This is a genomic window from Pedobacter alluvionis (genome assembly GCF_003664035.1).
Taxonomy (GTDB): domain Bacteria; phylum Bacteroidota; class Bacteroidia; order Sphingobacteriales; family Sphingobacteriaceae; genus Pedobacter; species Pedobacter alluvionis.
This window is the reverse complement of record NZ_RCCK01000013.1, coordinates 70837-95241: the sequence shown is the minus strand read 5'-3', so window position 1 is coordinate 95241 and position 24405 is coordinate 70837. Positions and strand designations below refer to the sequence as shown.

24 protein-coding genes are annotated in these 24405 nt (G+C 38.6%); 19 read left to right on the top strand and 5 right to left on the bottom strand.

From position 1 onward, the window contains the following. Positions 1-38 precede the first annotated feature (38 nt). Both BCL90_RS17175 and BCL90_RS17170 read right to left on the bottom strand, forming a co-directional pair. Complete coding sequence (locus BCL90_RS17175) at positions 39-1853, bottom strand: hypothetical protein (protein WP_121285239.1); 1815 nt, start codon at positions 1851-1853, stop codon at positions 39-41. Between the two features lie 67 nt (positions 1854-1920). After that, entirely contained in the window at positions 1921-3708 is a 1788-nt protein-coding gene (locus BCL90_RS17170) for an AsmA family protein (RefSeq protein ID WP_121285238.1), read from the bottom strand. Positions 3709-4236: 528 nt separating this feature from the next. Here BCL90_RS17170 and miaB point away from each other — a divergent pair. From miaB to BCL90_RS17130, 8 genes are all read left to right on the top strand, one after another. Beyond that, positions 4237-5652 (top strand): tRNA (N6-isopentenyl adenosine(37)-C2)-methylthiotransferase MiaB, encoded by a 1416-nt coding sequence (gene miaB, locus BCL90_RS17165; RefSeq protein ID WP_121285237.1) that lies wholly within the window; start codon positions 4237-4239, stop codon positions 5650-5652. 70 nt (positions 5653-5722) lie between these two features. Next, on the top strand, positions 5723-6970 hold the full coding sequence (locus BCL90_RS17160) for a sigma 54-interacting transcriptional regulator (RefSeq protein ID WP_121285236.1): 1248 nt from the start codon (positions 5723-5725) through the stop codon (positions 6968-6970). A gap of 68 nt (positions 6971-7038) precedes the next feature. Continuing rightward, entirely contained in the window at positions 7039-7557 is a 519-nt protein-coding gene (locus BCL90_RS17155) for an LptE family protein (RefSeq protein WP_244094981.1), read from the top strand. Positions 7558-7631: 74 nt separating this feature from the next. Further along, complete coding sequence (locus BCL90_RS17150) at positions 7632-8690, top strand: hypothetical protein (RefSeq protein WP_121285234.1); 1059 nt, start codon at positions 7632-7634, stop codon at positions 8688-8690. A gap of 14 nt (positions 8691-8704) precedes the next feature. Further along, a complete protein-coding gene (gene secG / locus BCL90_RS17145) occupies positions 8705-9067 on the top strand; it encodes a preprotein translocase subunit SecG (protein ID WP_121285233.1) in 363 nt (120 codons plus the stop codon). A 277-nt stretch (positions 9068-9344) separates the two neighbouring features. Further along, positions 9345-10370, top strand: a complete 1026-nt coding sequence (locus BCL90_RS17140) for a sensor histidine kinase (RefSeq protein WP_121285232.1) — start codon at positions 9345-9347, stop codon at positions 10368-10370. Positions 10371-10765: 395 nt separating this feature from the next. Continuing rightward, positions 10766-11407 (top strand): DUF47 domain-containing protein, encoded by a 642-nt coding sequence (locus tag BCL90_RS17135; RefSeq protein WP_193419515.1) that lies wholly within the window; start codon positions 10766-10768, stop codon positions 11405-11407. 12 nt (positions 11408-11419) lie between these two features. Next, positions 11420-12430, top strand: a complete 1011-nt coding sequence (locus BCL90_RS17130; RefSeq protein WP_121285230.1) for an inorganic phosphate transporter — start codon at positions 11420-11422, stop codon at positions 12428-12430. A gap of 711 nt (positions 12431-13141) precedes the next feature. Here the strand turns inward: BCL90_RS17130 and BCL90_RS17125 are convergent. The 3 genes from BCL90_RS17125 to BCL90_RS17115 all read right to left on the bottom strand — a co-directional run bounded on the left by BCL90_RS17125 (position 13142) and on the right by BCL90_RS17115 (position 15765). Then, entirely contained in the window at positions 13142-13756 is a 615-nt protein-coding gene (locus tag BCL90_RS17125) for an FMN-binding negative transcriptional regulator (RefSeq protein WP_121285229.1), read from the bottom strand. A gap of 133 nt (positions 13757-13889) precedes the next feature. Next, positions 13890-15194: a carboxypeptidase-like regulatory domain-containing protein gene (locus BCL90_RS17120; RefSeq protein WP_121285228.1), complete on the bottom strand. Its 1305-nt coding sequence runs from the start codon at positions 15192-15194 to the stop codon at positions 13890-13892. Further along, positions 15187-15765 (bottom strand): RNA polymerase sigma factor, encoded by a 579-nt coding sequence (locus tag BCL90_RS17115; RefSeq protein ID WP_121285227.1) that lies wholly within the window; start codon positions 15763-15765, stop codon positions 15187-15189. The genes BCL90_RS17120 and BCL90_RS17115 overlap by 8 nt, the downstream gene beginning before the upstream one ends. A gap of 211 nt (positions 15766-15976) precedes the next feature. Between BCL90_RS17115 and BCL90_RS17110 the strand changes: the two genes are divergently transcribed. The 11 genes from BCL90_RS17110 to BCL90_RS17060 all read left to right on the top strand — a co-directional run bounded on the left by BCL90_RS17110 (position 15977) and on the right by BCL90_RS17060 (position 24141). After that, positions 15977-16738, top strand: coding sequence for a DUF4197 domain-containing protein (locus BCL90_RS17110; RefSeq protein WP_121285226.1), 762 nt, complete (start codon positions 15977-15979; stop codon positions 16736-16738). Between the two features lie 161 nt (positions 16739-16899). Then, complete coding sequence (locus tag BCL90_RS17105) at positions 16900-17835, top strand: TolB-like translocation protein (RefSeq protein ID WP_121285225.1); 936 nt, start codon at positions 16900-16902, stop codon at positions 17833-17835. A gap of 24 nt (positions 17836-17859) precedes the next feature. Next, on the top strand, positions 17860-18786 hold the full coding sequence (locus BCL90_RS17100) for a ketopantoate reductase family protein (RefSeq protein WP_121285224.1): 927 nt from the start codon (positions 17860-17862) through the stop codon (positions 18784-18786). A gap of 123 nt (positions 18787-18909) precedes the next feature. Beyond that, positions 18910-19461, top strand: a complete 552-nt coding sequence (locus tag BCL90_RS17095; RefSeq protein ID WP_057933206.1) for an RNA polymerase sigma factor — start codon at positions 18910-18912, stop codon at positions 19459-19461. Between the two features lie 10 nt (positions 19462-19471). After that, entirely contained in the window at positions 19472-19825 is a 354-nt protein-coding gene (locus tag BCL90_RS17090) for a hypothetical protein (protein ID WP_208529774.1), read from the top strand. 522 nt (positions 19826-20347) lie between these two features. Continuing rightward, a complete protein-coding gene (locus BCL90_RS25440; RefSeq protein ID WP_134380369.1) occupies positions 20348-20614 on the top strand; it encodes a hypothetical protein in 267 nt (88 codons plus the stop codon). 5 nt (positions 20615-20619) lie between these two features. Then, the gene (locus BCL90_RS17080) at positions 20620-20853 is read left to right on the top strand and encodes a hypothetical protein (RefSeq protein WP_121285222.1); all 234 of its coding nucleotides are present in this window, start codon (positions 20620-20622) and stop codon (positions 20851-20853) included. A 4-nt stretch (positions 20854-20857) separates the two neighbouring features. Continuing rightward, a complete protein-coding gene (locus BCL90_RS17075; RefSeq protein ID WP_121285221.1) occupies positions 20858-21250 on the top strand; it encodes a glycosyltransferase in 393 nt (130 codons plus the stop codon). A 54-nt stretch (positions 21251-21304) separates the two neighbouring features. After that, the gene (locus tag BCL90_RS17070) at positions 21305-21757 is read left to right on the top strand and encodes an Hsp20/alpha crystallin family protein (protein ID WP_121285220.1); all 453 of its coding nucleotides are present in this window, start codon (positions 21305-21307) and stop codon (positions 21755-21757) included. Positions 21758-21942: 185 nt separating this feature from the next. Next, complete coding sequence (locus tag BCL90_RS17065) at positions 21943-23163, top strand: DEAD/DEAH box helicase (RefSeq protein WP_208529775.1); 1221 nt, start codon at positions 21943-21945, stop codon at positions 23161-23163. Between the two features lie 66 nt (positions 23164-23229). Then, entirely contained in the window at positions 23230-24141 is a 912-nt protein-coding gene (locus BCL90_RS17060; protein WP_121285219.1) for an AEC family transporter, read from the top strand. The last annotated feature ends 264 nt before the right edge of the window (positions 24142-24405 follow it).

Genomic DNA, 24405 nt, shown 5'->3' with positions numbered 1-24405 from the left:
AGGTTTAGAGAATAAAGATAAGAAAAGGTTACAACATGTTATCGCTTTTCATTTTGTTCCCGTTCACGCTTTATCCGGCGTTCCAAACGCTTTTGTTTTCGTTGTAAATGATTGGTCCGCATGGCTTTAAACTTTGCAATATGCTTACGTACTTCATTCTGCTTTTCTTCCGTAATACCGATGCTATATTTTATGCCCGTAAAAAGGCTCTTCCAGATCATGTTGAAAAAAGAGGAATTTGAAGGCCTGCTGTAATTTACGGTTACAGGTACAAGCTTGCCATCTGCACCGGGATTTTCAGATTTGATGATTAGAGCATTGGCTAAGAAAGAAAGAAAACCGCGGGTAACCAGGTGATCTTTTTCGGGATCATTTTTCATCAATGCAACAGAAAGGTCATAGTAAGAGAATGCTACCTTTCCTTTTGTGCCTGAATCGTTTGCCTTAAAATTGAACTTCAATTTATCTACATTCCCGCGATTAATGCGTACCAGGCCAAGTGGTTTGGTAATCTGATTTAAAACCCGCGCATTAAAATTGTGTAAAACTCCATGGTAAGAGAATGCACCATCTTTAGCAGTAAGATTAAACATAAAGTTCACATCAAGTTTTCCCTGGCCAAATAAATAAGTATTTAAGTTAACCTCCATGATCGGGTTTATGGCCTTAATATTATCAAGGTTGGTGGCATTTTTTATAATACCCGAGGTGTTTTCAAAGCTGATCCGCCCTCTTTGATTACTTTCACTGTTAAAAACCGAATAGTTAACGTTTACATCCTTCAGCTGGATTTTCTGGACGAGAATAGGGGCACGCACAAGCTGCAAAAGCTGATGGGGAAATTTACCGATCTTATTCTCCTGCGGTTTACCCGGGAGGCCATTCTGGTTAAAAACAGATACAAACCCGTTAGCAATGGCCATTTCTTTAGCCCACAACTCCTGTTTGCTGATGTAAAGTGGTAAATCGATACCGTTGAGAATAATATCGCGCATGCCAATATCAAACCGTTCTCTGGCATAACCCGCAACCTTGCCGAATTTCATTTCATCATATAATGGAACCAGCGCAAAGCTGTTTATCCTTAGCCTGCCTGTAGTAGCCCTGAAATCAAGCTGATCAAGCTTAATGTCGTACATTTTATCGGGTGTGCGGTATACATAGTTATTCAGGTTGATTAAGATATCTTTTAACAGGTAAAAGCGGGTCGGATCATCTGCAGAGGTAGAATCAACCAGCAAATCGGTTAGCGTAATGTTAAGGTCGTCAATACCGAAAGGCACCGAATTGGGTACATTTTTATTCACATACTTAAAGCTTACATCTTTAAAACGGATGGTTTTAATGCTAAACTCTTTCAGGTTTTTGGAGATAATCTCGTAAGGTGATTTAATGGGCCTTGGCGCACGACCTTCGTTAAAAGCAAATTGCTGATTAACCATAGTTACCTCAGGTTTATCAAATATGATTTCCTCTACCTGCAGTTTTTTTTCGCGGTATAAGGTTAACGGGTGGAAGCGCTTCACCACCAGTTTTTTTAAGGCAACGGTATATAAATTGTTTGGCGCTCTTTTTAAGGCAATGAGCTGCTTAAACCGATTGGTATCAGGTGTTATTTTTACGTTCTGTAAAGTGGCATTGCCCGTAAAAACATTGGTAGAAACCTTGGTAAAACTAATGGTATATAAGCTGTCGGTTGATTTATAGAGCAGTGTTTTGATCCTGTCGGTTAAAATGGGGCGCGACTTCACATTTAACAACCAGGCTATACCTGCAAGTACGATAAAAACACCGATCAGTGTACACGCAATCCATTTAAAAACTTTATAACGGTATCTTCTGGTATCAGGCATTAAAAAATGAAAGGCTGTGGTTTTATTAGCAATATACGGTTATAAACATATATTTGAAAAATGTAGGTTAGTTTTTTTCTCTCCTTGCTTTTCGTGCTGCCTTTCTATCTGCCCGTTTTTGTTCCCTTATTTTTTTTGCAATTACTTTTTGCTGTTTTACCGGATTCTTTTCGGGCACTACGCCAACGCCTACAATATCTTTTATGCCCACGAAAACTGTTTTCCACATCAGGTTAAAAAAGGAAGCCGAATTAATCCTGGTGTTGGTCATGCTTGCCGTTCTTGGCGCTTCACCTTTTTGTGGATTTTCATCTTTAACTAAAATGGTGTTAGCCAAAAAAGACAAGAAATCTTTTTTCTTGGTTCCTTCTCCATCAATATTATCCGATAGTAATTTCACCTTTAAATTGGTGTACAACATACTCATCGATCCCGTTGCTGATCTTAAATTTCCGTTCGCTTTAAAATCGATATGTTGTATATCTCCGCTTTCTATTTCAACCAGCCCCAACGCTTTAGATAATGGATTTAGGTTTTTCATGTCAAATTTGCCCAAACGCCCGCTGTAGGTAAAAGCGCCATTATTATCGGTTAGGTTGAAATCGATTTTTACATTCAGCTTTCCCGTGCCCATTAAAAGTGTATTTAAGTCTGCCAGGGCATGATTCTTTTTGCTCAATTGTAAGCTATCATTGGTTACATTTAAAATGGTTCCTGCTAACGCTTTAAAGTCAACCGATCCGGTTTTTTTACTTGCAGGGTTAAACTCAGCATATTTAAGATGAATGTCTTTCAGCTTTACCGTATCAATCAGGATGGGCATGTTCAACCTTTTCAATGCCATATGGGGATAGTTTTGGCCTTTATCAAAGCCCGGCGGCGGTGGCGATTCGCGGCTCATAAAAACTTCTACATTTGCCGGACCAATCTTCAACGATTTTGCATGTAGTTTCTCGTCGGTATTTAAACCAATAAAATCCACGCCATTAAATTCTATTTTATCAAAGCTTAAATTGTACCGGTCTTTCTGGATATTGTATTTCCTTGCAAAAGTAAGTTCATCGTACAATGGTGTAAGTTTAAATCCGCTAACCGTTATTTTTTTTGCTGAGGTAGAGCCTTTAATGGTGTCCACTTTCATGGAGTACATTTTATCTTTCGTCACCGATTTATAACCTGCAATCTGAAATGATGCATCTTTTATATAATAAAACCTCGTTGTATCACTGCCTGAAAGCGAATCCAATAAAAAATCATTAATGTTAATATCGAGGTGTTTGATCGAGTTTTTGTTTTTTTTTGCAGCGGTTTTGTTGATATAATCAAAATCTGCATCTACAATTTTGATGCTTTTAACATGTACCGATTTAAAGTTTTTCGAAATCTGTTCGTAAAGCGATTTCTCATCTTTTATGCTATCGGGTTTCCTGGTCACTTTGTTAAAAATCATGTTGATAGATGGCTTTTGTAAAAGGATTTCCTTCACATCTATCCTCTTTTTAAAGTAGGCCGTTAATATGCCTACACGGCTAATCTGCAGTTTCTTTAATTTAAGTTCGAAAGTATGGGCGGGAGCCAATTGTTTTTTATTTAAGCTATCAAAAACAGCTGTATCGGGTGTTAAAACAACGTCGCGCAAGGCTAAGCTGCCTGTAATTACATTTAAGTTAATGCTTTTAAAATCGATTCTATATAAATGATGGGAGCCATTATAAACACCCGCCTTAATTTTTTCGGTCAATATAGGTTTCCATTTGGCGCTTAAAAACATAGCACCAAATGCAACAATTAAAACCAATATGCCGAATATGCTTCCTACCCAGATCCAAATTTTATTTTTATGTTGAGCTGTCATTTATTATGGCTTATCAATAGGTAACATATAGAAGAGCGAAAGGTTTTTTAGGGGCAAGGCAAAGACTAAAGCAGAAAGACCAAAAAGGTGATGCTGTAGGATGCTTGAAATTATTTTCTGGAGCGCAAGGGCAGCATAAGCAACATCGTTTGTTCCTTTGCTGCGCTTGTACGCTTCGGCCGTCGTGCCTCCTGGCCTGCAGGGTACCGCTTCGCCAAGGGCTAAATTGGTTAGGCCTGTGGCACGGAAAACCCCTCATAATAGCAAGAACAGCTGTAATCTAAACCCGACCTTAGCAGGATGCCACAATTTTTTCAATTGGGGCAGAAGCGGGGGCGGGGCTGCATTGTCCCATCGGCACCGAAGCCTACGTTTCCAAAAACTTTTTATTCAACTATGTATTATGGATTAATCGGGCCTGCTAACTGTTTTATCATAATCATACTGTAAACATTTAAACAAGCTCTGTCAATTTGTCACTTTTAATTATATTTATGTATTTTTGCAATCCCCAATATTTTTTAAATAATGATTGATTTACAAGTACAGGATAAGACGCACGATGAAGCAAGGCAAGGTGAAGCTTTAATTTTAGACACCCCGATTAAAGCCGATGCCCGTAAATTATATATCGAAAGTTATGGTTGTGCAATGAATTTTGCTGATAGTGAAATTGTTGCCTCTATTTTATCAGAAACTGGATTTGAAACCACAGGGGATTATCACCAGGCTGATGTAATCTTCATTAATACCTGCTCAATCCGCGAAAACGCAGAAACAAGGGTTAGAAACCGACTATCACAGTTCGGTGTCGAAAAACGTCGCAACCCGAAATTAATTGTTGGGGTTTTGGGCTGCATGGCAGAACGTTTAAAATCTAAATTTTTAGAAGAAGAACGTTTGGTTGATGTAGTAGTTGGCCCTGATGCTTATCGCGATCTGCCGAACTTAATTGAGCAGGTAGAAAGCGGACATAAAGCAGTTAATGTTTTATTGTCTCGCGAAGAAACCTATGCTGATATTAGTCCGGTTCGTTTAAACAGCAACGGAATAACCGCTTTTATTTCCATTACCCGTGGTTGTAATAACATGTGCTCCTTCTGTGTGGTTCCTTTTACCCGTGGCCGCGAACGTAGCCGCGATGCCCATTCTATTATAGAAGAAGCAAGGGGTTTATTTGAAGCTGGTTACCGGGAGGTTACACTTTTAGGCCAAAACGTCGATTCGTACACCTGGACATCGGAAGATGGAACAGAAACGGTTAACTTTGCGCAGCTTTTGGAGCAAACAGCATTGGTTAGCCCAGATTTAAGGGTGCGTTTCTCTACTTCACATCCAAAAGATATTACCGACGAAGTTTTACATACCATTGCTAAATACGATAACATCTGTAACTATATCCACCTGCCTGTTCAATCAGGAAATACCCGCATATTGGAGTTAATGAACAGGACTTATACCCGCGAATGGTATATCAATCGTATTGATGCCATCCGCAACATTATTCCAGGTTGTGCAATTTCTACCGATATCATCGCAGGTTTCTGTACAGAAACGGAAGAGGAACATGAGGAAACCCTGAGTATGATGGATTATGTGCAATATGATTTTGCGTATAACTTCACTTATTCTGAAAGACCAGGGACTTTAGCCGCCCGTAAATTGGAAGATGATATCCCTGAGGAAGTGAAAAAACGCCGTTTAGCGGAGATTTTGGCTAAACAACAGGCACATTCATTAATGCGTTTGCAAGAATGGGTAGGTAAAACGGTTCGGGTTTTGATTGAAGGCACTTCTAAGAAATCTGATCTCGATTACTGCGGAAGGGGAGACAGCGGAGCAATGGCCATTTTCCCTGCAATTGATGGCGTTAAACCGGGTCAGTATGCAAATGTGTATATCGAGAAATGTACATCTGCTACGTTAATTGGTAAAATAGTTTAAAAAAGGTGGAGGGTAGAAGGTAAGGGGCGTAAGGTCTCATATCTCAAATCTCAATACTCAAATCTAAAGAATGGATACACAAAATATTAAACAACGGTTCGGTATTATTGGCAATTCGCCTTTACTTAACCGGGCCATAGATATTGCAAGCCAGGTAGCACCAACTGATATGTCGGTGTTGATAACAGGCGAAAGTGGTAGTGGTAAAGAGGTGTTCTCGCAGATTATCCATCAAATGAGTGCCCGTAAACATGGTGCTTTTATTGCGGTAAACTGTGGCGCCATTCCCGAAGGAACGATAGATTCTGAGCTTTTTGGTCACGAAAAAGGATCATTTACCGGTGCGCACGAAGCCCGTAAAGGATATTTTGAGGTGGCGAATGGTGGTACCATCTTTTTAGACGAGGTTGCTGAATTACCTTTAGGTACACAGGCCCGTTTATTGCGTATTTTAGAAAGTGGCGAATATTTGCGCGTGGGTTCGTCTAAAGTACAGAAAACAGATGTCCGCATTATTGCTGCAACCAATGTTGATGTATATAACCGCGTTAAGAACGGAAAATTTCGGGAAGATTTATATTACAGGTTAAATACTGTTCCATTGCGCATACCGGCTTTGCAAGAGCGTAAAGAAGATATTTATTTATTATTCAGAAAATTCGCTGCCGATTTTAGCGATAAGTACCGTAGTCCGGCGTTACACCTCGAACCAGATGCCGTTCAGATTTTAACCAATTATAGCTGGCCGGGTAATGTTCGCCAGTTAAAAAATATTGCTGAGCAAATCTGCGTATTGGAAAAAGACCGGAATGTAACCGGACAAGCCATTTTAAACTATATCCCTAACGAAGCAGGAAGTAATTTGCCAATGGCGATTAATGCTCAGTCGAAAGAAGATTTTACAGAAAGAGATATTTTGTACAAAGTTCTTTTCGATATGAAAAAGGATATGGTTGAACTTAAAAAACTCGTTGCCGAAATTATTCAGCACGGCGGAAATACCGCTACCGTTTTGGCAGATAATCCGCAATATATCAATCAGCTGTACCGCGATGTAGAATTGCCGTCAGGCCAGGAACATGCCTTTACCATTCAGCAGCCTACACCAGGCAATAATAATAACAACAACAATAACAATGCTGATTATTTTGCACACGAGGCTGAAGAAGTAGAAGAATCTTTGTCGTTAGTGGATAAAGAATCAGACCTGATTAAAAAAGCTTTAAAAAAACACAAGGGTAAACGTAAGTTTGCTGCTCAGGAACTGGGTATTTCAGAACGTACTTTGTACAGGAAAATTAAAGAATTGAACCTGTAATTTTAAAATTGCTTATTTCAATCCCCTGGAGAAGCACATTTTCCAAAACATAGATAACATTTTCGATAATGATGAAAATTAGAATATTTGCCCTAATCATCCTGCTTGCCTCGGTTTTTAGCGCGTGCTCTTATAAATTTAGTGGAGCATCAACAACAGGATTAAAAACGGTGGTAGTTCGGGTATTTGAAAATAATGCACCGTTAGTGGTACCGACATTGAGTAACCAGATTACAGAATCGTTAAAAAGCCGGATCCGTAACCAAACTAAATTGATTATTTCTCCTACAGGTGAAGGCGATGCATCATTTGAAGGCAGAATAACGGGCTATGATATTAAGCCGGTTGCGCTTCAAAACAGTGCCACACCTACTTCGGGTGCAAACAGGTTAACCATAACCGTTTCGGTAAAATATAAGAATAATATAAAAGAACACGAAAAAGAAAGTTTTGAAGAAAGCTTTACCAAATTTTTCGATTTTCCGATCAATGGGGCACCAATTCAAACCTTATTACCTGGCGCTATCGAAAATATTAACAAACAATTATCCGAAGATATTTTTAACCGTGCATTTGCGCAATGGTAAATAAAGCAGGATTCTAAAAGACAAAATTTTCAAAACCCGTCTACATTTTTTTAACTTAGCGGCAAACCTTGACAATGGATAACAAAAAGCTACTGGCAGATTTACTCGCGCAACCTGGAAAGGTTAGGCCAGAGCATGCATCCATGTTGCAGGAAATGGTTCAGCAATTTCCATATTCACAGCCTATCCATTTACTTTTAGCCAAAGCTAATGCTTCATTTATTCCAAAAGCTGCATTATATGGTCAGGGGCATGTGTTGTTCCATGTACTAAATATGGTTGCAGTCCATGAGGACCAGCAGGAAGAGGAGGCTGAAATTAATGTAGTCGTTACGGAACATCCACAGGATGAACCGGAAGTTTTTGAAGAAACAGGTGAATCTGCAGATGAAATCCCCTCATCTACCAATCAGGATGTAAGTATAGAAACACCAAGCCGCCTGCCAGGTATTGATAGCCATTTAATGGACTTGCCTCCAGATGATGATTCTTTTATTGAAAGTGTAGCTGCTACCGATTTCTTCGCTTTTGAACAGAAGTTAAGTACTGATGTGGTTATAACCGCACCAGAAATTGAAACTGTTGTTCCAGACGAGCCTGAAAGAAATTTTGTTTCACAATATAACGACGATAAGCTTCCATACACATTTTTATGGTGGCTGGCTAAAACCCGTAAAGAGCACGAGCAGATTTTTCAGCCTTATGCTCATCCTAACGCCGGTAATGTAAAACCACAGCCACAAAATAACCAACAGCAAGAAAGAGCTGAGTTTCAACAGCAGTATGTGGAGCATATCTTTCACATCCAAACTCCTTTCGAGGTAGCCGATCATTTAGCAGAATATCCTTCTGCCGAAATTAAAGATGCAAAGGGCGCCGAAATCATTGAGAAATTCTTAAAAGAAGATCCAACAATCAAGCCGCCTAAGCCAGAACAGATTGATAATGAAAATAAGGCAAAGAAAAGCGCAGAAGACAATTACGACCTTGTTTCTGAGACTTTAGCTAAAATTTATATCGAGCAAATGCTTTATCACAAAGCCATAGATACTTATAAAAAATTAAGTTTGAAATATCCGGAAAAAAGCCGTTACTTTGCCGACCTTATCCAATCTATAGAAAAGAAATTTTAAAATATAATATTACCATGGTAACCTTTTTAATCATTTTATTAATTATTGCGTGTGTAGCTTTAGGCTTATTTGTTTTAATACAAAATCCTAAAGGTGGAGGTTTAGCTACAGGAGGCGGCGGCAGTAACATGTTTGGTGTACAACGTACCGGCGATGTGTTAGAAAAAGGATCTTGGGTATTGTTAACCTTAATCGTAGTGTTAACCCTTGCCGTTACTACAATTGCTAAAACCAGTGGCGGTAGTGCTGCAGTTGGAAACTCTGCTATTCAGGAGCGTTTAGATAAAACCCCATCACCATCTCCACTTGGCGGAAATTTAAACACCACTAAACCTGCAGCTTCGACTCCAGCTAAAACAGATTCGACAAAGAAATAAGTAATACTTACTAGTATTTTATAAAGCTTTCCTCACAAGGGAAAGCTTTTTTGTTTTTTAACGATGCTATACCATAAACATAGAATTGTCATCCTGAGCCTGTCGAAGGACCTGTTTAAATGCCTCGCAAAGCGTTTCGATAAGCTCAACGTGATAAGTTCGAATGGAATAACAACTTATGGTACAACCTCTTTTGTTTTTAACATTCCGTAAAAAAATGAATCAATCCCCTTTATCTCTTAACACACATTTAACATAAAAAGCTTTAAATTGCAGCATGAAATTAAGTGTGCTGGTTCTATTTACTGCTCTCGCCGTTGGTCTTTCCATCGGAATGGTTAATTTTTATTTTCAGCATAGCCTGTATTATATGGCTATTTCTTTTGGCGTGTCGTTTTTATGCAGTTTTTTGGTGTTTTATTATTTGCTGGAGAAGTATATCTACACCAAAATTAAACTCATTTATAAGCTCATCCATAACCTAAAATTAGGCAAAGATTTAAAAGATGCGCTTGGCGAATACGTGAGTTCAGATCCGATTAATGATGTGGAGCAAGAAGTAAAAGAGTGGGCAGGTGCAAAGAAAAAAGAAATAGATTTATTAAAAAAACAGGAACAGTTTAGAAGAGAGTTTCTTTCAAATGTTTCACATGAATTTAAAACCCCGCTTTTTGCTATTCAGGGTTATATAGAAACCCTACAGGATTGCCTGGTAGATGATCCTGATCAGGCTGTTTTATTTTTAAAAAAAGCAGAAAATAATGTAGAGCGATTGAGTTATTTAATTAATGATTTAGACGTTATATCAAAGTTAGAAACTGGAGAATCGCCAATTAACTATCAAAAATTCGATTTTGTGCAATTGGCAAAAGAGGTAATGGAAAACCTCGAAGATCGCGCTAAAGCTAAAAACATTAAGCTTTTTTTTAAAGATAAATATACTGCCATTACCTTAGTTTCGGCAGATCGCGAAAAGATCAGGCAGGTTTTAATTAACTTAATGGTAAATAGCATTAAGTACGGCATTGATGGTGGAGAAACAGCCATTAAGATTTTTGAACTACACGATCAGGTTTTGATAGAAGTTACCGATAACGGTATTGGGATTGAAGAAAAACACTTGTCACGTTTATTTGAACGTTTTTACCGCATCGATACCCACCGTGCGAGAGAAGTAGGGGGCACGGGTTTAGGCTTAGCCATTGTAAAACACATTTTAGAGGCGCACCAACAAACCATTTCGGTAAGAAGTACACCGGGCATAGGCACTACCTTTGCTTTTACGCTACAAAAAGGAGGCTAACCTTAGTACCTTGATGATCATTCTTCAATTTTTGCCACGGAAACACGGAACGCACGGAAATGTGGCACCTGATTTCGTTTCGAAAAGCAATGTATCATTGTTGCTAAACCCGATATTAGCGAATATCCTGATTAAGCGGTTATGTTAACTGTTTTATGGTGTGCATGCTATTTCGCACAGGTTTCCATCCGTAATAAAGCATTTAACGGGACCACCTTAACCGAAGAACTTGTTCCACACTGTTTCTAAAAACCTATTTATTTCATTGTTAGCTATCTGAAAGTATAGAAATAACGCTTGCCTGACTAAATAAGGCGATAATTAGTTAATATAATTAAGAAATTAACATTAACTTAACATTGGGCTTGTAGCTTTGCAACATATTAAAAATTAACATGAACAATATTTTTAAGTTCTTTACACCTCAAGACAAAAAGTTTCATCCACTTTTCGAACAAGCAGGTAGCAACGCATTAAAAATTGCTGAAACCCTTTTAGAGATGGTTAGCACGGCTGATGCTGAAAGCAGAAAAACAATTTTTAAGGAAATTGAGCGCTTAGAGCACGTTGGTGATGATATTACCCATTCAATTTTTCTTGAGTTGAGCAGGAACTTTATCACTCCATTTGATAGAGAAGATATTCACCAATTGGCAACTGCCGTTGATGATGTTGCCGATTATATTTATGGTACTGCAAACCGCATGCAGATGTACAACATGAACACCATTAATGAGCCGATTGTTAAAATTGCTGAGCTTTTGGTAGAAATGTGTACCGATATTGATAAAGCAATTAAAGAATTACGCAGTTTCAAGAACATCCGTGTAATAGCTGATGCTTGTATCCGTATCAACAGCGGCGAAAACCAGGCTGATTATGTATTTACATTAGCGGTTGCGCGTTTGTTTGAATATGAAACCAATGCGATTGAATTAATTAAACAAAAAGAGGTTTTACAAACGATAGAAAAAGCAACAGATAAGTGTGAGGATGTGGCAAATGTGCTTGAAACTATCTTGGTTAAAAACGCTTAATAAAAAACAAACATGGTAACTACCTTATTGGTTGTTGTTGTAATTCTGGCTATTGCTTTCGATTACATTAACGGCTTTCACGATGCCGCTAACTCGATTGCAACAGTTGTTTCTACAAAAGTTCTTACGCCTTTTCAGGCGGTTTTATGGGCTGCGTTATTCAATTTCGCTGCTTACTTTTATTTTACCGACCACAAAGTGGCCAATACTGTTGCTAAAACGGTAATTGAAAATTATATCACTTTAGAAGTTATCCTTGCAGGTTTAATTGCTGCCATTATCTGGAACCTTTTAACCTGGTGGTACGGTATTCCTTCAAGTTCATCACATACTTTAATTGGTGGTTTTGCAGGCGCAGGGATGACACATGCTTTACTTACAGGAGCTAGTCCGCTTGATGCTGTAAATATGGGTTATGTAATAAAAATCGTTTCTTTTATTGTGCTGGCCCCAATAATCGGTATGGTGATATCAGTTGTATTAACACTGATCATTATTAATATTTGTCGTTATGCTAAACCGTCAACTGCTGAGAAATGGTTTAAACGCCTGCAATTGCTCTCTTCTGCTGCGTTAAGTTTCTTCCACGGAGGTAACGATGCGCAAAAGGTAATGGGGATCATTGCAACGGCATTAATTGCATCGAAAGTGATTCCAAACTTCGAATCGATGCCCGCCTGGGTGCCTATTTGCTGTTACTCAGCAATCTCTTTAGGTACCATGAGTGGCGGCTGGAAAATTGTGAAAACAATGGGCTCAAAAATTACTAAAGTTACAGCACTTGAAGGTGTTGCTGCTGAAGGTGCAGGTGCGATTACATTAGGTATTACAGAACATTTCGGTATTCCGGTTTCTACTACACACACCATTACAGGTTCTATTGTGGGTGTGGGTGTGGTAAAAAGTGTTTCTGCAGTACGTTGGGGGGTAACCATCAACTTAATATGGGCATGGATTTTAACCATTCCGGTTTCGGCTACATTAGCAGCCATTATTTATGCCGTAATTTATTACTTAAAATAAAAAACAAAATCTTTTAATATACTCAGAAGACCAAGGCATTAGCTTTGGTCTTTTTTGTTTTTAACCACAGAGAATGCTAAGTTTTCGCAAAGCGATGTTTGTTTTACCACAGAGGGCATTGAGTTTGCACAGAGCAAACAGAGAAGGTCGTCTTGACTGAAACGCAGTGGAATGGAGAGGTATTTATACCAGGTTATTGAAATCAAATCTAAAAGATTTTGCTTCGCAGAGCCTTCGGGTTCTCCACGGCGGTCGAAATGATGGCTTTACTTTGTGTATGTCATTCTGATGAGTAATTAATTGTTTAAAATCAGCATGAATGGACAGGAGAATTTTAACGAGCTATAGACTGTGAGGAATCGTCATTGCGAGAAGGCTTTTTCAGCCGACGAAGCAATCTTACAATGATCGCTACTAGCGTGCGCATTAAGATTGCTTCGTTCCTCGCAATGACGATTTTTCGATTTGGAGTCTGTCAATGGTATGCAAAGAAGGATCTTTAACTGTACTTTGCTATTATTAAAAGATTCTTCACTGCGTTCAGAATGACAGTAGAGTTAGGATGCACAGAAAACACCGTAAATTTAAATCCCAACTCTACCCTTGTCTGTAGTTTCATAAACTACGCTAAGACTGACAAGTATTTAATCATTCTCTCTGTGTCCTCTGTGCATTTTCTCTGCGCACTCTGTGGTAAAAAACAGGTGAGTTTTACAAATTCTTCTTCATTTCCTTCGCTACTTCTTTTGCAACCGGATCTTCACTTTTCTCCAGATTTGCTATAATACTTTCCTGATTTTTTGTTGAGTGGTTTTGGCTCATTTTAAAAACATGGTCGATGTGCTTCACCAAAACTTCGAATCCTGTAATTGCCTTTAAATGCTTCTGAATATATGCTTCATCCATTTTATTAAAGGCAGCAGGACTTGTTTCAGGATTTTCATACTGATTTGTTAGTTCTTTTACGACCTGATAAGTTTCTTCAGAATCCATGAGTCTGATACTGCCTTTAGCCTGAACAGTTTTATAATTCCATGTAGAAACTGAGGCAGGTTTTTCGTAAACTGATGCACTGATATAAGCATGAGCACCGGTAAAAACAGCCATTACGCTCGGATTTTGCTCAAATGCCTTACAATGATCGGTTTTAGTCATGATGTGGCCGATAAGTTTTATCGAATCGTTATGGATTACGGTTTGAACCGGTACCTGTGTAACCACCGGATATTCGCCATCAAAGCCGATTAATGTGATAAAATTATTTTGTTGCATAAACTCAAGAATTTCATCTTGATTGCCTGCTGAAGAATATGAAGTTTTGTACATGAGGTGTGCTTTGTTGCGGCAGAGGCCATTGAATTTTACATAGCGTAACACTAATGGGTTTTAACTGTAATTTACACCGATCTCCATGATCTCTGTGTCTTTTCTTGGTGTACGCTGTGGTTGATAAAGGAAATTAAAACTTAATGCTGATTTCTACTAAATCAGTTCCGTTTTTAGGTAACACCCAATCCGGACCTTCTTGAATCAACCGCTTCGCTTCTGAATCGGCTTTTCTATTTAGTGATTTTATAACAGAGATGTTGGCTGGCCGTCCGTTGCTTTTAACTTTAAAGCTTAAAATTACAAATTGCTCGGGCCCTTTAGGATTATAAAGCTTATTATTTTTCTCTAAGTATTGGCTGTAATTAATGGTGGAAACCGGAATTGGCTTTGTAATATCACCGGCCGATTTTCCATCCAGGTTTTGTTCTGCACGCAGCGTAATTTTGGGGGCAGCAATATTTTCTTTTTTATGTCCGTTTGAACCGGTAATTAAAGCAATTTCGTTTAATGATTTATTGCCACTCAATGCAGTTTTAATCGCATTAGGGTCTTGCAAACCAGCTACGGGCAATTCTTTAAAACCGATAGCATTAATCAATAAGTCTTTATCTCTTGCATTGCTATCAGCAGGTAAATAGAAATATCCTTTGGAATCGGTCGCCGTTACATTTTTAGAGCCTGCTAACTTTACAACTGCTCCCTGAACAGGTTGACCATTACTTTGATCTACCACATTGCCACTAAATGCAATTTTATTCGAGCCGATTGCTGGTTCTGCTGCCAACACAGTCTCACTTAACGTAACCTGGCTTGGTTTGTAGTTGTCAAAGCTTACGCGGCTCATCGCTTTAGCGCGACTATTGTCAGATGCAATTTTTGCCGCTTTTACTTCGGCAACTTGTTGTTCTGCCTGTACTACAACAGGATTTTTTTTAGTGTTTTTTGCCAAATCACCTGTTTTTGCATCTGCAATTGCTTTATCAATCAAAGCTGCCTTTGTGGTGTTTTGGGTAACGGTATCTTCTTTGGCTTTAGGTTGGATCGAAGCAACACTCGCTGAACTATCCAACTGAACCATCACACCTTCTTTTTTATGAGCAGCAAGTTCTGCATTCCTGCGGTTGGTTTCGCGCATAAAGAATAAAATGCTCACCGCAATAAAAGCAACCGTTGCGGTTGCCGCAATACTTAATCTTTGGGTGGTAATGCCCCACAATTTGCGCTTTACAGGCTTTTCTGATATGCGATCGTACAGCTGTTTCTGTAAAATAGAAAGCGTTTGTTTGCGTCTGGGAGATTGCTTCAGGCCTTCTAATGCTTCGGCAACGAAAGGATCTTCTAAAGCCTGTCTTTCTACAAAGTGCATAGCTTTAGTATCAAGCTTACCATCCAGGTAATCTTCCAGTACATCAATATCTAACCAATCGTTATTCACTACTGTTTTTCTCTATACAAATCTTTAAATTCCGCTTACCATTTTGGATGTAACTCTTAACTTTAAGCATGTCGTAGCCGGTAATGTCGGCCACTTCTTTATAACATTTTTCTTGTAAATAAAATAAATCTACGCTTTTTCGCTGTTCTTCGGGCAAAGTTTCCATACACTTTTCCATAATGGTAAGCTGCGTTTCTTTTGTGTCGTCTATATCCAGATGCACAAACTCGCTATTTTCCACAAAAGTATCGTCTATGGAGATATTATTTTGCTTCGCTGATTTCCGCAATGCCATTAAGCAATGGTTCCGCGTTAAAACATGAAGCCAGCTTTTGAAATTCTGTACCTCGTGTATTTTCAGTTTTGTTACCAGTTCTTCGAAAATCTGCATTACGGCATCCTTGCTTAGTTCTTCATCTTTGAAGTAGTTTAAGCAAACCCCAAACACCAAATGCATATATTTATTGTAAAGCGTACCCAACGCGTCTAAATCGCCCGTATTTTTATACCCGGCAATTAGTTTGGCGTCTTCTTGCTGGGTATTGCCAGCTGTGTTTTTTATAAACCTCAAAAAATATGGTAGCTATTTCGAATTATCTTTCAAGTATAAAAAATATTTCTGAGTGATGAGACATAAACTAATTTTTTAGGAAGAGAAGGGCTTAAATATTTTACGTTGCTCCCTATCTTTTTAAGTGGTTTAACATTATTGCCATGTGCAAAGGTTTATCTTAGTATAAAATTATGGCAGTTGTTTTGCTAAGCATGATTAAACACACAAAATGAAAAGAATCAATATTTTATCGATATCAATGACCATGTTAGTATTTGCAAGCCTAAATGTTAGCGCGCAGATTAAATTGAGTGATATATTTAAAAAAGTAACCCAAAAGCCGGGTACTATGACAGCTGCCACCGGAACGCCATCTACTTTTGAAATAGGACAAGGGATTAAGGAGGCGCTACAAATCGGTGTTTCTGCCGGTGCAGACAGGCTTTCGGTTAAAGATGGCTTTTTAGGCAACCTAGCCGTTAAAATTTTGATGCCTCCCGAAGCACAAAAGGTTGAAAAAACTTTACGTAGCATCGGTCTGAACAAACTTTGCGATAATGTAATTGTGAGCTTAAACCGTGCTGCCGAAGATGCTGCTACCGAAGCGAAGCCTATTTTTATATCGGCCATTAAACAAATGACATTAACCGATGCCACCAATATTCTTTTGGGAAATAAAGACGCCGCTACTGAATATTTTAAAAGGGTCACCACTGCACAGCTGATTCAGAAATTTAGCCCCATTGTAAACACAAGTCTAAATAAAGTAAACGCTGCCAGGTATTACAGCGATTTAACTACACAATACAACCGCTTGCCTTTGGTAAGGCCTGTAAACACCAACTTAACCGAATATGTTACGCAAAAAGCAATAGATGGTTTATTTGTTGAAGTTGCAAAGGAAGAGCTTAAAATCAGGGGCAATTTAAGCGCAAGAAGTACCACCTTATTGCAAAAGGTGTTCGGTTACGCGGATAGGAAAAAGATTTAAATATGGTGTGGTTCGTGGGAACACGAACCACGGAGGAAAGAAGTCATTTGCCCCGGCCTGGTGTCCTCACCATCCAAAATTAGAAAGTTTGTATTAAGTAAAATATAGCTTCTCCAAGGCATCTCTGAATAATAGACAAAAAACTATTTGTAAAATTGTATATGACGAAAATCAGTACAACATTAGTTTCTATTTTAATTCCTTGCGTTGCATTAATTACTTCCTGCAGCAATAATAAATCTGAGGAGGAAAATGGCAAAGCCGTTTTAGATACGGTTTCTTTAAGCAGTAAAAATTTCGCATTAGCCTATCAGGATGGAGATAAAATTGTAGCCACGAGTATTGATACCATGAAGCAGATTTCGTTTGGTGGCGCAACCAATCCGGCTATTTCTCCTGACGGAAATAAACTGGCATATACACTGAGCGATTCTGTTGGGAACCGATCCATTTGGATTGCCGATATGGAAAACAAAAGCCAGGGTAAATTGCAGGTAAATAGCAATAATTATTATCAGGCCATGTGGTCGCCTGATGGTGTTGCGATCGCTTTCAATATTTTCAATAGCAAAAACCTATGGAAGATAGGTGTTATTAAAACTGATAATTCTGGTTATGTGATGCTTGATAGCGCATCTAAAATAAATGTTTATGCACCAACCTGGAAAAATGAAAAGGAAATCATCGGGCATGATCTTACCAGGCTCTACACCTTTGACCTTAAGGGCAAGTTAATCGATACCAAATTGATAGCCGATTTGATCGGGAAAGAGTTTTCCATTGCAAGTAGCAACCGTTTTTTTTATACAAAAGACGGAACGAAACTGGTTTTTAATGCAGGAAATACCGATGTTTTGAATGGATTAAAAGGACCAAGTGAAGCCGTTTATATCTTAGATTTAGCCAGTAAAAAAGTACAAAGGATTTCACCTAAAGGTATGAATGTTCCCTATGTTTTTCTTACAGCCGATAACCGGATTTTTTATAGTGGAGCTGAAAAGCCATTTACCGAGAGTAAAATATATGTTTCCGATTTAGACGGGAACATTAAAAGGGTAGTGGATAAGGGGAATAATCCAACTGGCGCATTGAAATAATCTGTTTATCATATTTAGGTTAACATGCTAAATAAAACAAGAATTGTTATTGTCGGAATTGGTGGTGTAGGTGGGTATTTCGGAGGTTTACTGTCTAAGCAATACGCTGATGGAAAGAACGTAGAAGTTGTTTTTGTTGCCCGTGGTGAACATTTAAAGGAGATCCAATACAAGGGCTTAACTGTAATAAATGGAGACGAAAGTTTTGTAACTCAGCCACATTTGGCTACCGATGATTATAGTAAAGTTGGCATGGCCGATTATATTATCATCTGCACTAAAAGCTACGATTTAAAACAAACCATCGAAAAGCTAAAGCCTTTAATCGGCCATAACACGATATTATTGCCGCTTTTAAACGGCGTTAGTGCGAGCGATGAGATTCTAGAAATTCTGCCTCATGTAAACGTTTTAAAAGGCTGTGCATTTATTGTTTCCAAAATTAAATCGCCGGGTATCATCGAAAATTCTGGCAACATCCAGAAGTTATCTTTTGGAATGGATGGACCAATAGGCGAAGCGGTTTTACACCTGAAAGATTTAATGTTTGATGCAGGAATTGATGTAACGGTTTCGGATAAAATCTCTACCGCCATCTGGGAAAAATTTATATTTATTTCTCCTGCGGCTACCTCTACATCTTATTTCGATAGCACTATCGGCAAGGTACTCGAAGAAAATACTGAAACTGTTCTAAAGCTAATTGAAGAGGTGAAAAACCTTGCCCTTGCTAAAGGCGTAAAAATTAGTGATGAAATTTCGTGCAAGACATTAAATACGATGAAATCGATGCCCTACGAGGTTACCTCATCCATGCACCGCGATTATCTCAATCAGAATCCACAAACAGAGGTTGAGTCGTTAACAGGCTATATTGTGCGGGAGGCCGAAAAATTTGGCATTGCAGCACCAACTTATCTAAAACTATACGAAGGATTACTTAAAAAATAATCGATATAAGATGCTAAAAATCAGGTTCTTTTGATCTGTAAAAATCCATTTTCTGAAAAAAATAAAGAAAATTTAAAGTAATATTGAGTTTCATCCGTTTACTGGGTTGTTAAGTAAAATTTAGTGCCAACAAACGAACCTCAAAATATCATTTCAACGGTTGCCAATTATGGTAAGCGCTTATTCAGTTTCATCCGTGGAAGGGTGAATACGGATGAGGATGCAGAAGATATTTTACAGGATGTTTGGTTTCAACTTAGCAACCAACCCGAGGCTGGCGCCATTGAGCAGATTAGTGGCTGGCTATACCGCGTGGCAAGAAATAAAATCACCGATAAATACCGTAAACAAAAAGAAGAATCGTTAGAAGATTTCACTTTCGAAGGTGAAGACGGCGAAATCAATTTTAAAGAAATTTTACTTGCCGAGGCTTATTCGCCTGAAGAGGAAAGTTTGAAAAAACTATTCTGGGATCAACTGTTTTTAGCCTTGGAAGAGCTGCCCGAAAATCAACGCTATGTGTTTGTTCAGAACGAATTGGAGGAACGTACTTTTCAGGAACTGGCAGATGAAAGCGGAGAGAATATTAAAACATTAATATCAAGAAAGGGTTATGCGGTAAAACACCTGCGTAACCGTTTACAAAATTTATATCAGGAATTTATTAACTATTAAATTTGCAGACATGATGAATAGAAATTTTAATCGGCGCAAGAAATTTATTTTCTTTTTGCCCGTAGCGGTGCTTATTGCAGCGGTATTGGGTTATGTGGTTATGTTTTTATGGAATTGGATTTTACCTGAGGTGGCACATGCAGGCAAACTTAATTATTGGCAAGCTCTCGGTTTACTTGTGCTGTGCAGGTTACTTTTTGGGAACTTTAATAAAGGTGCTCATGGAGGACATAATGGTTTCCGTGAGCGCGCCAGGGGAATGCGTGCCAAATGGGATTCGATGAACGAAGAGGAGCGCGTAAAATTTAAGGAAGAATACAAGCGGAGATGTGGCGGATGGGGCCACCACCGTAATAAGGAATAGTTTGGAAGCCTCGATTAATTCGGGGCTTTTTTGTTTATCTATTTTTGCGTTATTCTAAACATCTTGAAAGTCTCTCCGCGAATTCGTCATCTCGACCGCAGCAACGCGGAGTGGAGAGATCTTTGGACTATATTACCCAAAGATTTCTATTGGTTGATGTCTCACCGACTGAAAGGATTATCTACTAAAAGATCCTTCGACTACGCTCAGGATGACATTATTCTATCGGTTGGTGTCTCACCGACCGACGAGTTAATCTACTAAAAAGATCCTTCACTGCGTTCAGGATGACAAAGTCCCTAAGAAATAAAAAAAATCAAAATAATTTAAAGTAAAAATAATCTTGCTTCGTCTTCCTATATAAATAACAAAAACAACAGTATTGCTAATTCAACTTGTTTAAGGTGAATTGATTACAGTGCTTTAAAATTATAAAAGATGAAACCATCATGATTTTCAAAACCCAAAATAACGGGAGAAATCATGATAGCTTCATCACAAATAAAAACATAATATAAAAAGATGAAAAAAATATTAAAAACCATAGGATTCGGGATTGTACTTGGAGCAGTCGCTTTCTTCATACCATTTGTATTCAAATTTATATTGGCCATCATGCTGATCGGTTTAATGTTCAGGATCTTTATCGGTAGGCGTCGCCATTATTTTCATAGCCGCTTTAACGGTTTCGAAAACCATTATAACCCAATTGTGCCGATCGATAACCAATGGTACAGGCCAACCGTACAAGGCAATGGAACAGTTAACAACATTAATGTAAATTATTAACCGCCATGAGAGCATTTAGAATATTATTGGCATTGGCTGTTGCTGCAGGAACTTTTTACAGCTTAAATGTACTGGCCATTCAGCATGGATACCGCGATCGGTTAGATTTTAAAAACAGGTATTATCATGACGATTGCCAGCAAGAACATTATAGAAACCATAGTTACAGTCACCATAGCAGAAAAATGGATGATACCATGATTAGCCCTGCCGACAGTATAAACCAAGTAAAAAGATAACATTATGTCACAGGTACTTTTTTTAAGCGATCCATCTCAGGCCGATGTTAGTCCGATTTTAGGTATGGCCAACGAACTGATTGCCCGGGGTGAGAAAGTTACTTTCTTTAGCTCGGATGAATTTAAAGCTCCTATAGAACAAATCGGTGCTGACTTTAAAGCCTACAATCAGGAGCTGAGTGTTTTTCAAGGACAAAAGGTTGTTGATGAAGAAGAGAAACCTAAATCCGGATTAATCAGCGCACTGCTTGAGCCAATGAAATTTATCGACGATATTTTGGTTCAGATAAGGGGTTTGAAATTTGATTACGCGGTTTTTTCGCCATCCTATCCCTATGCAAATATCATTACACAGCTGTTGGGTATCCCTAAAACGGAGCAAGTGCTTCATAATTAATATTGGCCCAGGCCGATAAATAAAAAGAATAAATAACAATTAAAATTAAAAACAATGTACAAAGAACATAGATGCCATTCGGGCAAGATGCATAGTCGCTTCGGCGCAGGAGAGGGAAGATTTGGAAGACATTTTGGTGGTCCTTTCGGTCACCATAAACACAGCATGTTTAACCAGGGCTTTAGAAAAGTACCGGCTAACATTGAAGAAACAGAAACCAGCTTTATTATTGAGCTTTTTGCGCCTGCTTTGGTTAAAGAAAACTTAAAGGTGGTTACCAAAGATGATGTATTAACCATTTCTTACCAACCTAAAGAAGAAGCCGATTCGGCCAAAAAGTATAGCCGTAGAGAATATAGCAACGGCACTTTCGAAAGAGCTTTTGGCTTAAACGGAAAGGTCTTAGTAGAAAATATTTCAGCCAGTTATGCTGATGGAATTTTGAAGGTTACACTACCTAAAAACCCTGAAACGAATACACCAGAAAAAGATATTCTGGTAGACTAAGTTTCGTCTATTATAATTTCCAGGCCCCGATTGTTTAAAACAGTTGGGGCTATTTTGTTTTATAGTAAACGGGAAGAACTTGTTTTATAATGCCTTTCAAATTGCTGAGCAAACGGATATTGAAATCGGGTTTGCTATTAGCGGTATTTTAAGGTACTTTTGCTAAAAGACATAAACACAATAGATTGAATTTTAACGACTTTAATTTTAACCCCGATTTATACGAAGGCTTAATGGCTATGGGGTATAAAAGCGCTACTCCAATACAAGAACAAGCCATCCCGGTAATTTTAGATAATCATGATCTGATTGCCTGCGCTCAAACCGGTACAGGAAAAACGGCCAGCTACCTTTTACCCGTAATGGATAAAATTAGCAAAGCTGTTGATAGACATAATAATACTTTAATCCTGGCGCCAACACGCGAGCTTGCACAACAGATCGATTTACAGGTAGAAGCCCTGGCTTATTTTACCAATATCAGTTCTTTAGCCGTTTACGGTGGGGGAGACGGTATTGCTTATGAGCAGCAAAAACGTTCTATGCGCGATGGTGTGGATATTATTATTGCCACTCCGGGCAGATTAATGGCTCATTTATCTTCAGGTGTGTTAAAACTGGAGCATTTGCAGCATTTGATTTTGGATGAAGCAGATAGGATGTTGGATATGGGCTTTTACGACGACATTGTTCGCATTATTAGTTACCTGCCAAAGAAAAGGCAAACGCTTTTGTTCTCAGCTACGATGGCGCCGAAAATAAGAACCATGGCAGGTAAGATCTTGCATGAACCGAAGCAGATTACCATTTCAATTGCTAAACCTGCTGAGGGAATCGATCAGCAAGCTTATAACATTCACGACCAGCAGAAACAGGCCTTATTAACCGATATTTTTAAAAGCGGACAATACAAGAGCAGTATTATTTTCGTTTCGACAAAGGAAAAAGTAAAAGCCTTATACAAAACTTTTAAGGGATTGGGTATTAAAGCCGAAGCTTTTCACTCCGATTTGGGGCAAAAGGAACGTGAAGATATTTTACTGGCTTTCAAAAACCGTAGATTACCGATTTTAATCGGAACAGATGTATTATCCCGCGGAATCGATGTAGAGGGAATCGACCTGGTCATCAATTATGATGTTCCTGGCGATCCTGCTGATTACGTACACCGTATTGGCCGTACAGCAAGAGCTGCAACCAAAGGAACGGCCATTACATTGGTTAACGGAAGAGATAAGCGGAAGTTTGATAACATCGAAAAATTAATTGAGAAAGAAGTTCCCCGGATGCCACTGCCAGAAAGCATAGCTGCAATGGAAATTACGCATGTGGAAGAAAAGAGACCTCAAAATAAGGGCAAGAAAAAGGTTTGGAACAAAAAGAAAAAACCAAAACCTTCGGTATAAATTATTTAAAACGCCATAAGTATTCTTATTGGCGTTTTGGTTTATAAATTATCTTTGCGCTAAGCAATGGCAAACTTCATTCTTATAGGTTTATGTATTTTGGCGGGGATTCTTTTCAGAAAAAGTAAATCGCTGCCTAAAGATGCACACAAAGGCATTAATGCCTGGATAATCTACATAGCGCTACCCGCTGTTTCTTTTAAATATCTGCCACACATTACCTGGACTAAGGATCTATTGTTTCCTGCACTGGCACCAATTTGTGTCTGGCTTTTGGGTTGGTTATTTATTACCCTGTATAGCCGTATCCGGAATATGAGCAAAGCCACTTCCGGCGGCTTAAAACTCACCAGTTCTTTAAGCAATACTTCATTTGTAGGTTTCCCTTTAATTGTGGCTTATTTCAGTGAAAAGGAACTGGCTATTGCCATTATCTGCGATCAGGTTACCTTTATGCTTTTATCTACCATTGGTGTAATTGTAGCTATCCGCTCTTCACAGCATCAAAAGTTAAACCCGAAAGTAGTGCTGAAAAAGGTATTGACCTTTCCGCCGCTTATTGGTTGTGTGCTGGCACTAACCCTACCACGCTTTATTGATGTTTCTTCGTTAGATCCATTGTTCGATAAACTGGCGGGAACGGTTGGTCCACTGGCATTGTTTTCGATAGGTTTACAACTAAAATTTGGCGGTTGGTTTAGCGAGTTGCAACACATCAGCTTTGCTTTATTGTATAAATTGATTTTAGCGCCATTGGTAATATTAATTATCGCACTCGCTTTAAATATGAACGGAATCATTACCAAAATAACCATTTTCGAAATGGCTATGCCAACGCTGCTGACCGCTGGCGTAGTAGCTGATCAGTATAACCTTAATCCGAAGCTTTCTAATCTGGTGGTTGGAATCGGGATATTGCTTTCGTTTATTACTACAGGTTTATGGTGGTTGGTGTTGACTTATTCTGGGCTGGTTTAAATTATCCCGGTTTAACCGCAGAGTGTGTAAAGAGAAGGCACAAGATCACAAAAACTTTTTGTGGGCTTTAACCACAGATAAAAAGGATGAACACAGATAAGGGCTTAAACTTAATTCGATATGTCACCCTAAGGGATATTTATTGTATAAAACCAATGCAAATGACAGGAGATTTTAATGAATTAATATATTGCGAGGAATCGTCATTCCCAACTTGATTGGAAATCCTAACGTAATAAGCTTTAAGATTCCCGCCTGCGCGGG

What these genes read in the sequence shown, in the direction of transcription:
- BCL90_RS17175 (WP_121285239.1), bottom strand. Translation starts at nt 1,853, where the DNA reads ATGCCTGATACCAGAAGATACCGTTATAAAGTTTTTAAATGGATTGCG.
- BCL90_RS17170 (WP_121285238.1), bottom strand. Translation starts at nt 3,708, where the DNA reads ATGACAGCTCAACATAAAAATAAAATTTGGATCTGGGTAGGAAGCATA.
- miaB (WP_121285237.1), top strand. Translation starts at nt 4,237, where the DNA reads ATGATTGATTTACAAGTACAGGATAAGACGCACGATGAAGCAAGGCAA.
- BCL90_RS17160 (WP_121285236.1), top strand. Translation starts at nt 5,723, where the DNA reads ATGGATACACAAAATATTAAACAACGGTTCGGTATTATTGGCAATTCG.
- BCL90_RS17155 (WP_244094981.1), top strand. Translation starts at nt 7,039, where the DNA reads ATGATGAAAATTAGAATATTTGCCCTAATCATCCTGCTTGCCTCGGTT.
- BCL90_RS17150 (WP_121285234.1), top strand. Translation starts at nt 7,632, where the DNA reads ATGGATAACAAAAAGCTACTGGCAGATTTACTCGCGCAACCTGGAAAG.
- secG (WP_121285233.1), top strand. Translation starts at nt 8,705, where the DNA reads ATGGTAACCTTTTTAATCATTTTATTAATTATTGCGTGTGTAGCTTTA.
- BCL90_RS17140 (WP_121285232.1), top strand. Translation starts at nt 9,345, where the DNA reads ATGAAATTAAGTGTGCTGGTTCTATTTACTGCTCTCGCCGTTGGTCTT.
- BCL90_RS17135 (WP_193419515.1), top strand. Translation starts at nt 10,766, where the DNA reads ATGAACAATATTTTTAAGTTCTTTACACCTCAAGACAAAAAGTTTCAT.
- BCL90_RS17130 (WP_121285230.1), top strand. Translation starts at nt 11,420, where the DNA reads ATGGTAACTACCTTATTGGTTGTTGTTGTAATTCTGGCTATTGCTTTC.
- BCL90_RS17125 (WP_121285229.1), bottom strand. Translation starts at nt 13,756, where the DNA reads ATGTACAAAACTTCATATTCTTCAGCAGGCAATCAAGATGAAATTCTT.
- BCL90_RS17110 (WP_121285226.1), top strand. Translation starts at nt 15,977, where the DNA reads ATGAAAAGAATCAATATTTTATCGATATCAATGACCATGTTAGTATTT.
- BCL90_RS17105 (WP_121285225.1), top strand. Translation starts at nt 16,900, where the DNA reads ATGACGAAAATCAGTACAACATTAGTTTCTATTTTAATTCCTTGCGTT.
- BCL90_RS17100 (WP_121285224.1), top strand. Translation starts at nt 17,860, where the DNA reads ATGCTAAATAAAACAAGAATTGTTATTGTCGGAATTGGTGGTGTAGGT.
- BCL90_RS17090 (WP_208529774.1), top strand. Translation starts at nt 19,472, where the DNA reads ATGATGAATAGAAATTTTAATCGGCGCAAGAAATTTATTTTCTTTTTG.
- BCL90_RS25440 (WP_134380369.1), top strand. Translation starts at nt 20,348, where the DNA reads ATGAAAAAAATATTAAAAACCATAGGATTCGGGATTGTACTTGGAGCA.
- BCL90_RS17080 (WP_121285222.1), top strand. Translation starts at nt 20,620, where the DNA reads ATGAGAGCATTTAGAATATTATTGGCATTGGCTGTTGCTGCAGGAACT.
- BCL90_RS17075 (WP_121285221.1), top strand. Translation starts at nt 20,858, where the DNA reads ATGTCACAGGTACTTTTTTTAAGCGATCCATCTCAGGCCGATGTTAGT.
- BCL90_RS17070 (WP_121285220.1), top strand. Translation starts at nt 21,305, where the DNA reads ATGTACAAAGAACATAGATGCCATTCGGGCAAGATGCATAGTCGCTTC.
- BCL90_RS17060 (WP_121285219.1), top strand. Translation starts at nt 23,230, where the DNA reads ATGGCAAACTTCATTCTTATAGGTTTATGTATTTTGGCGGGGATTCTT.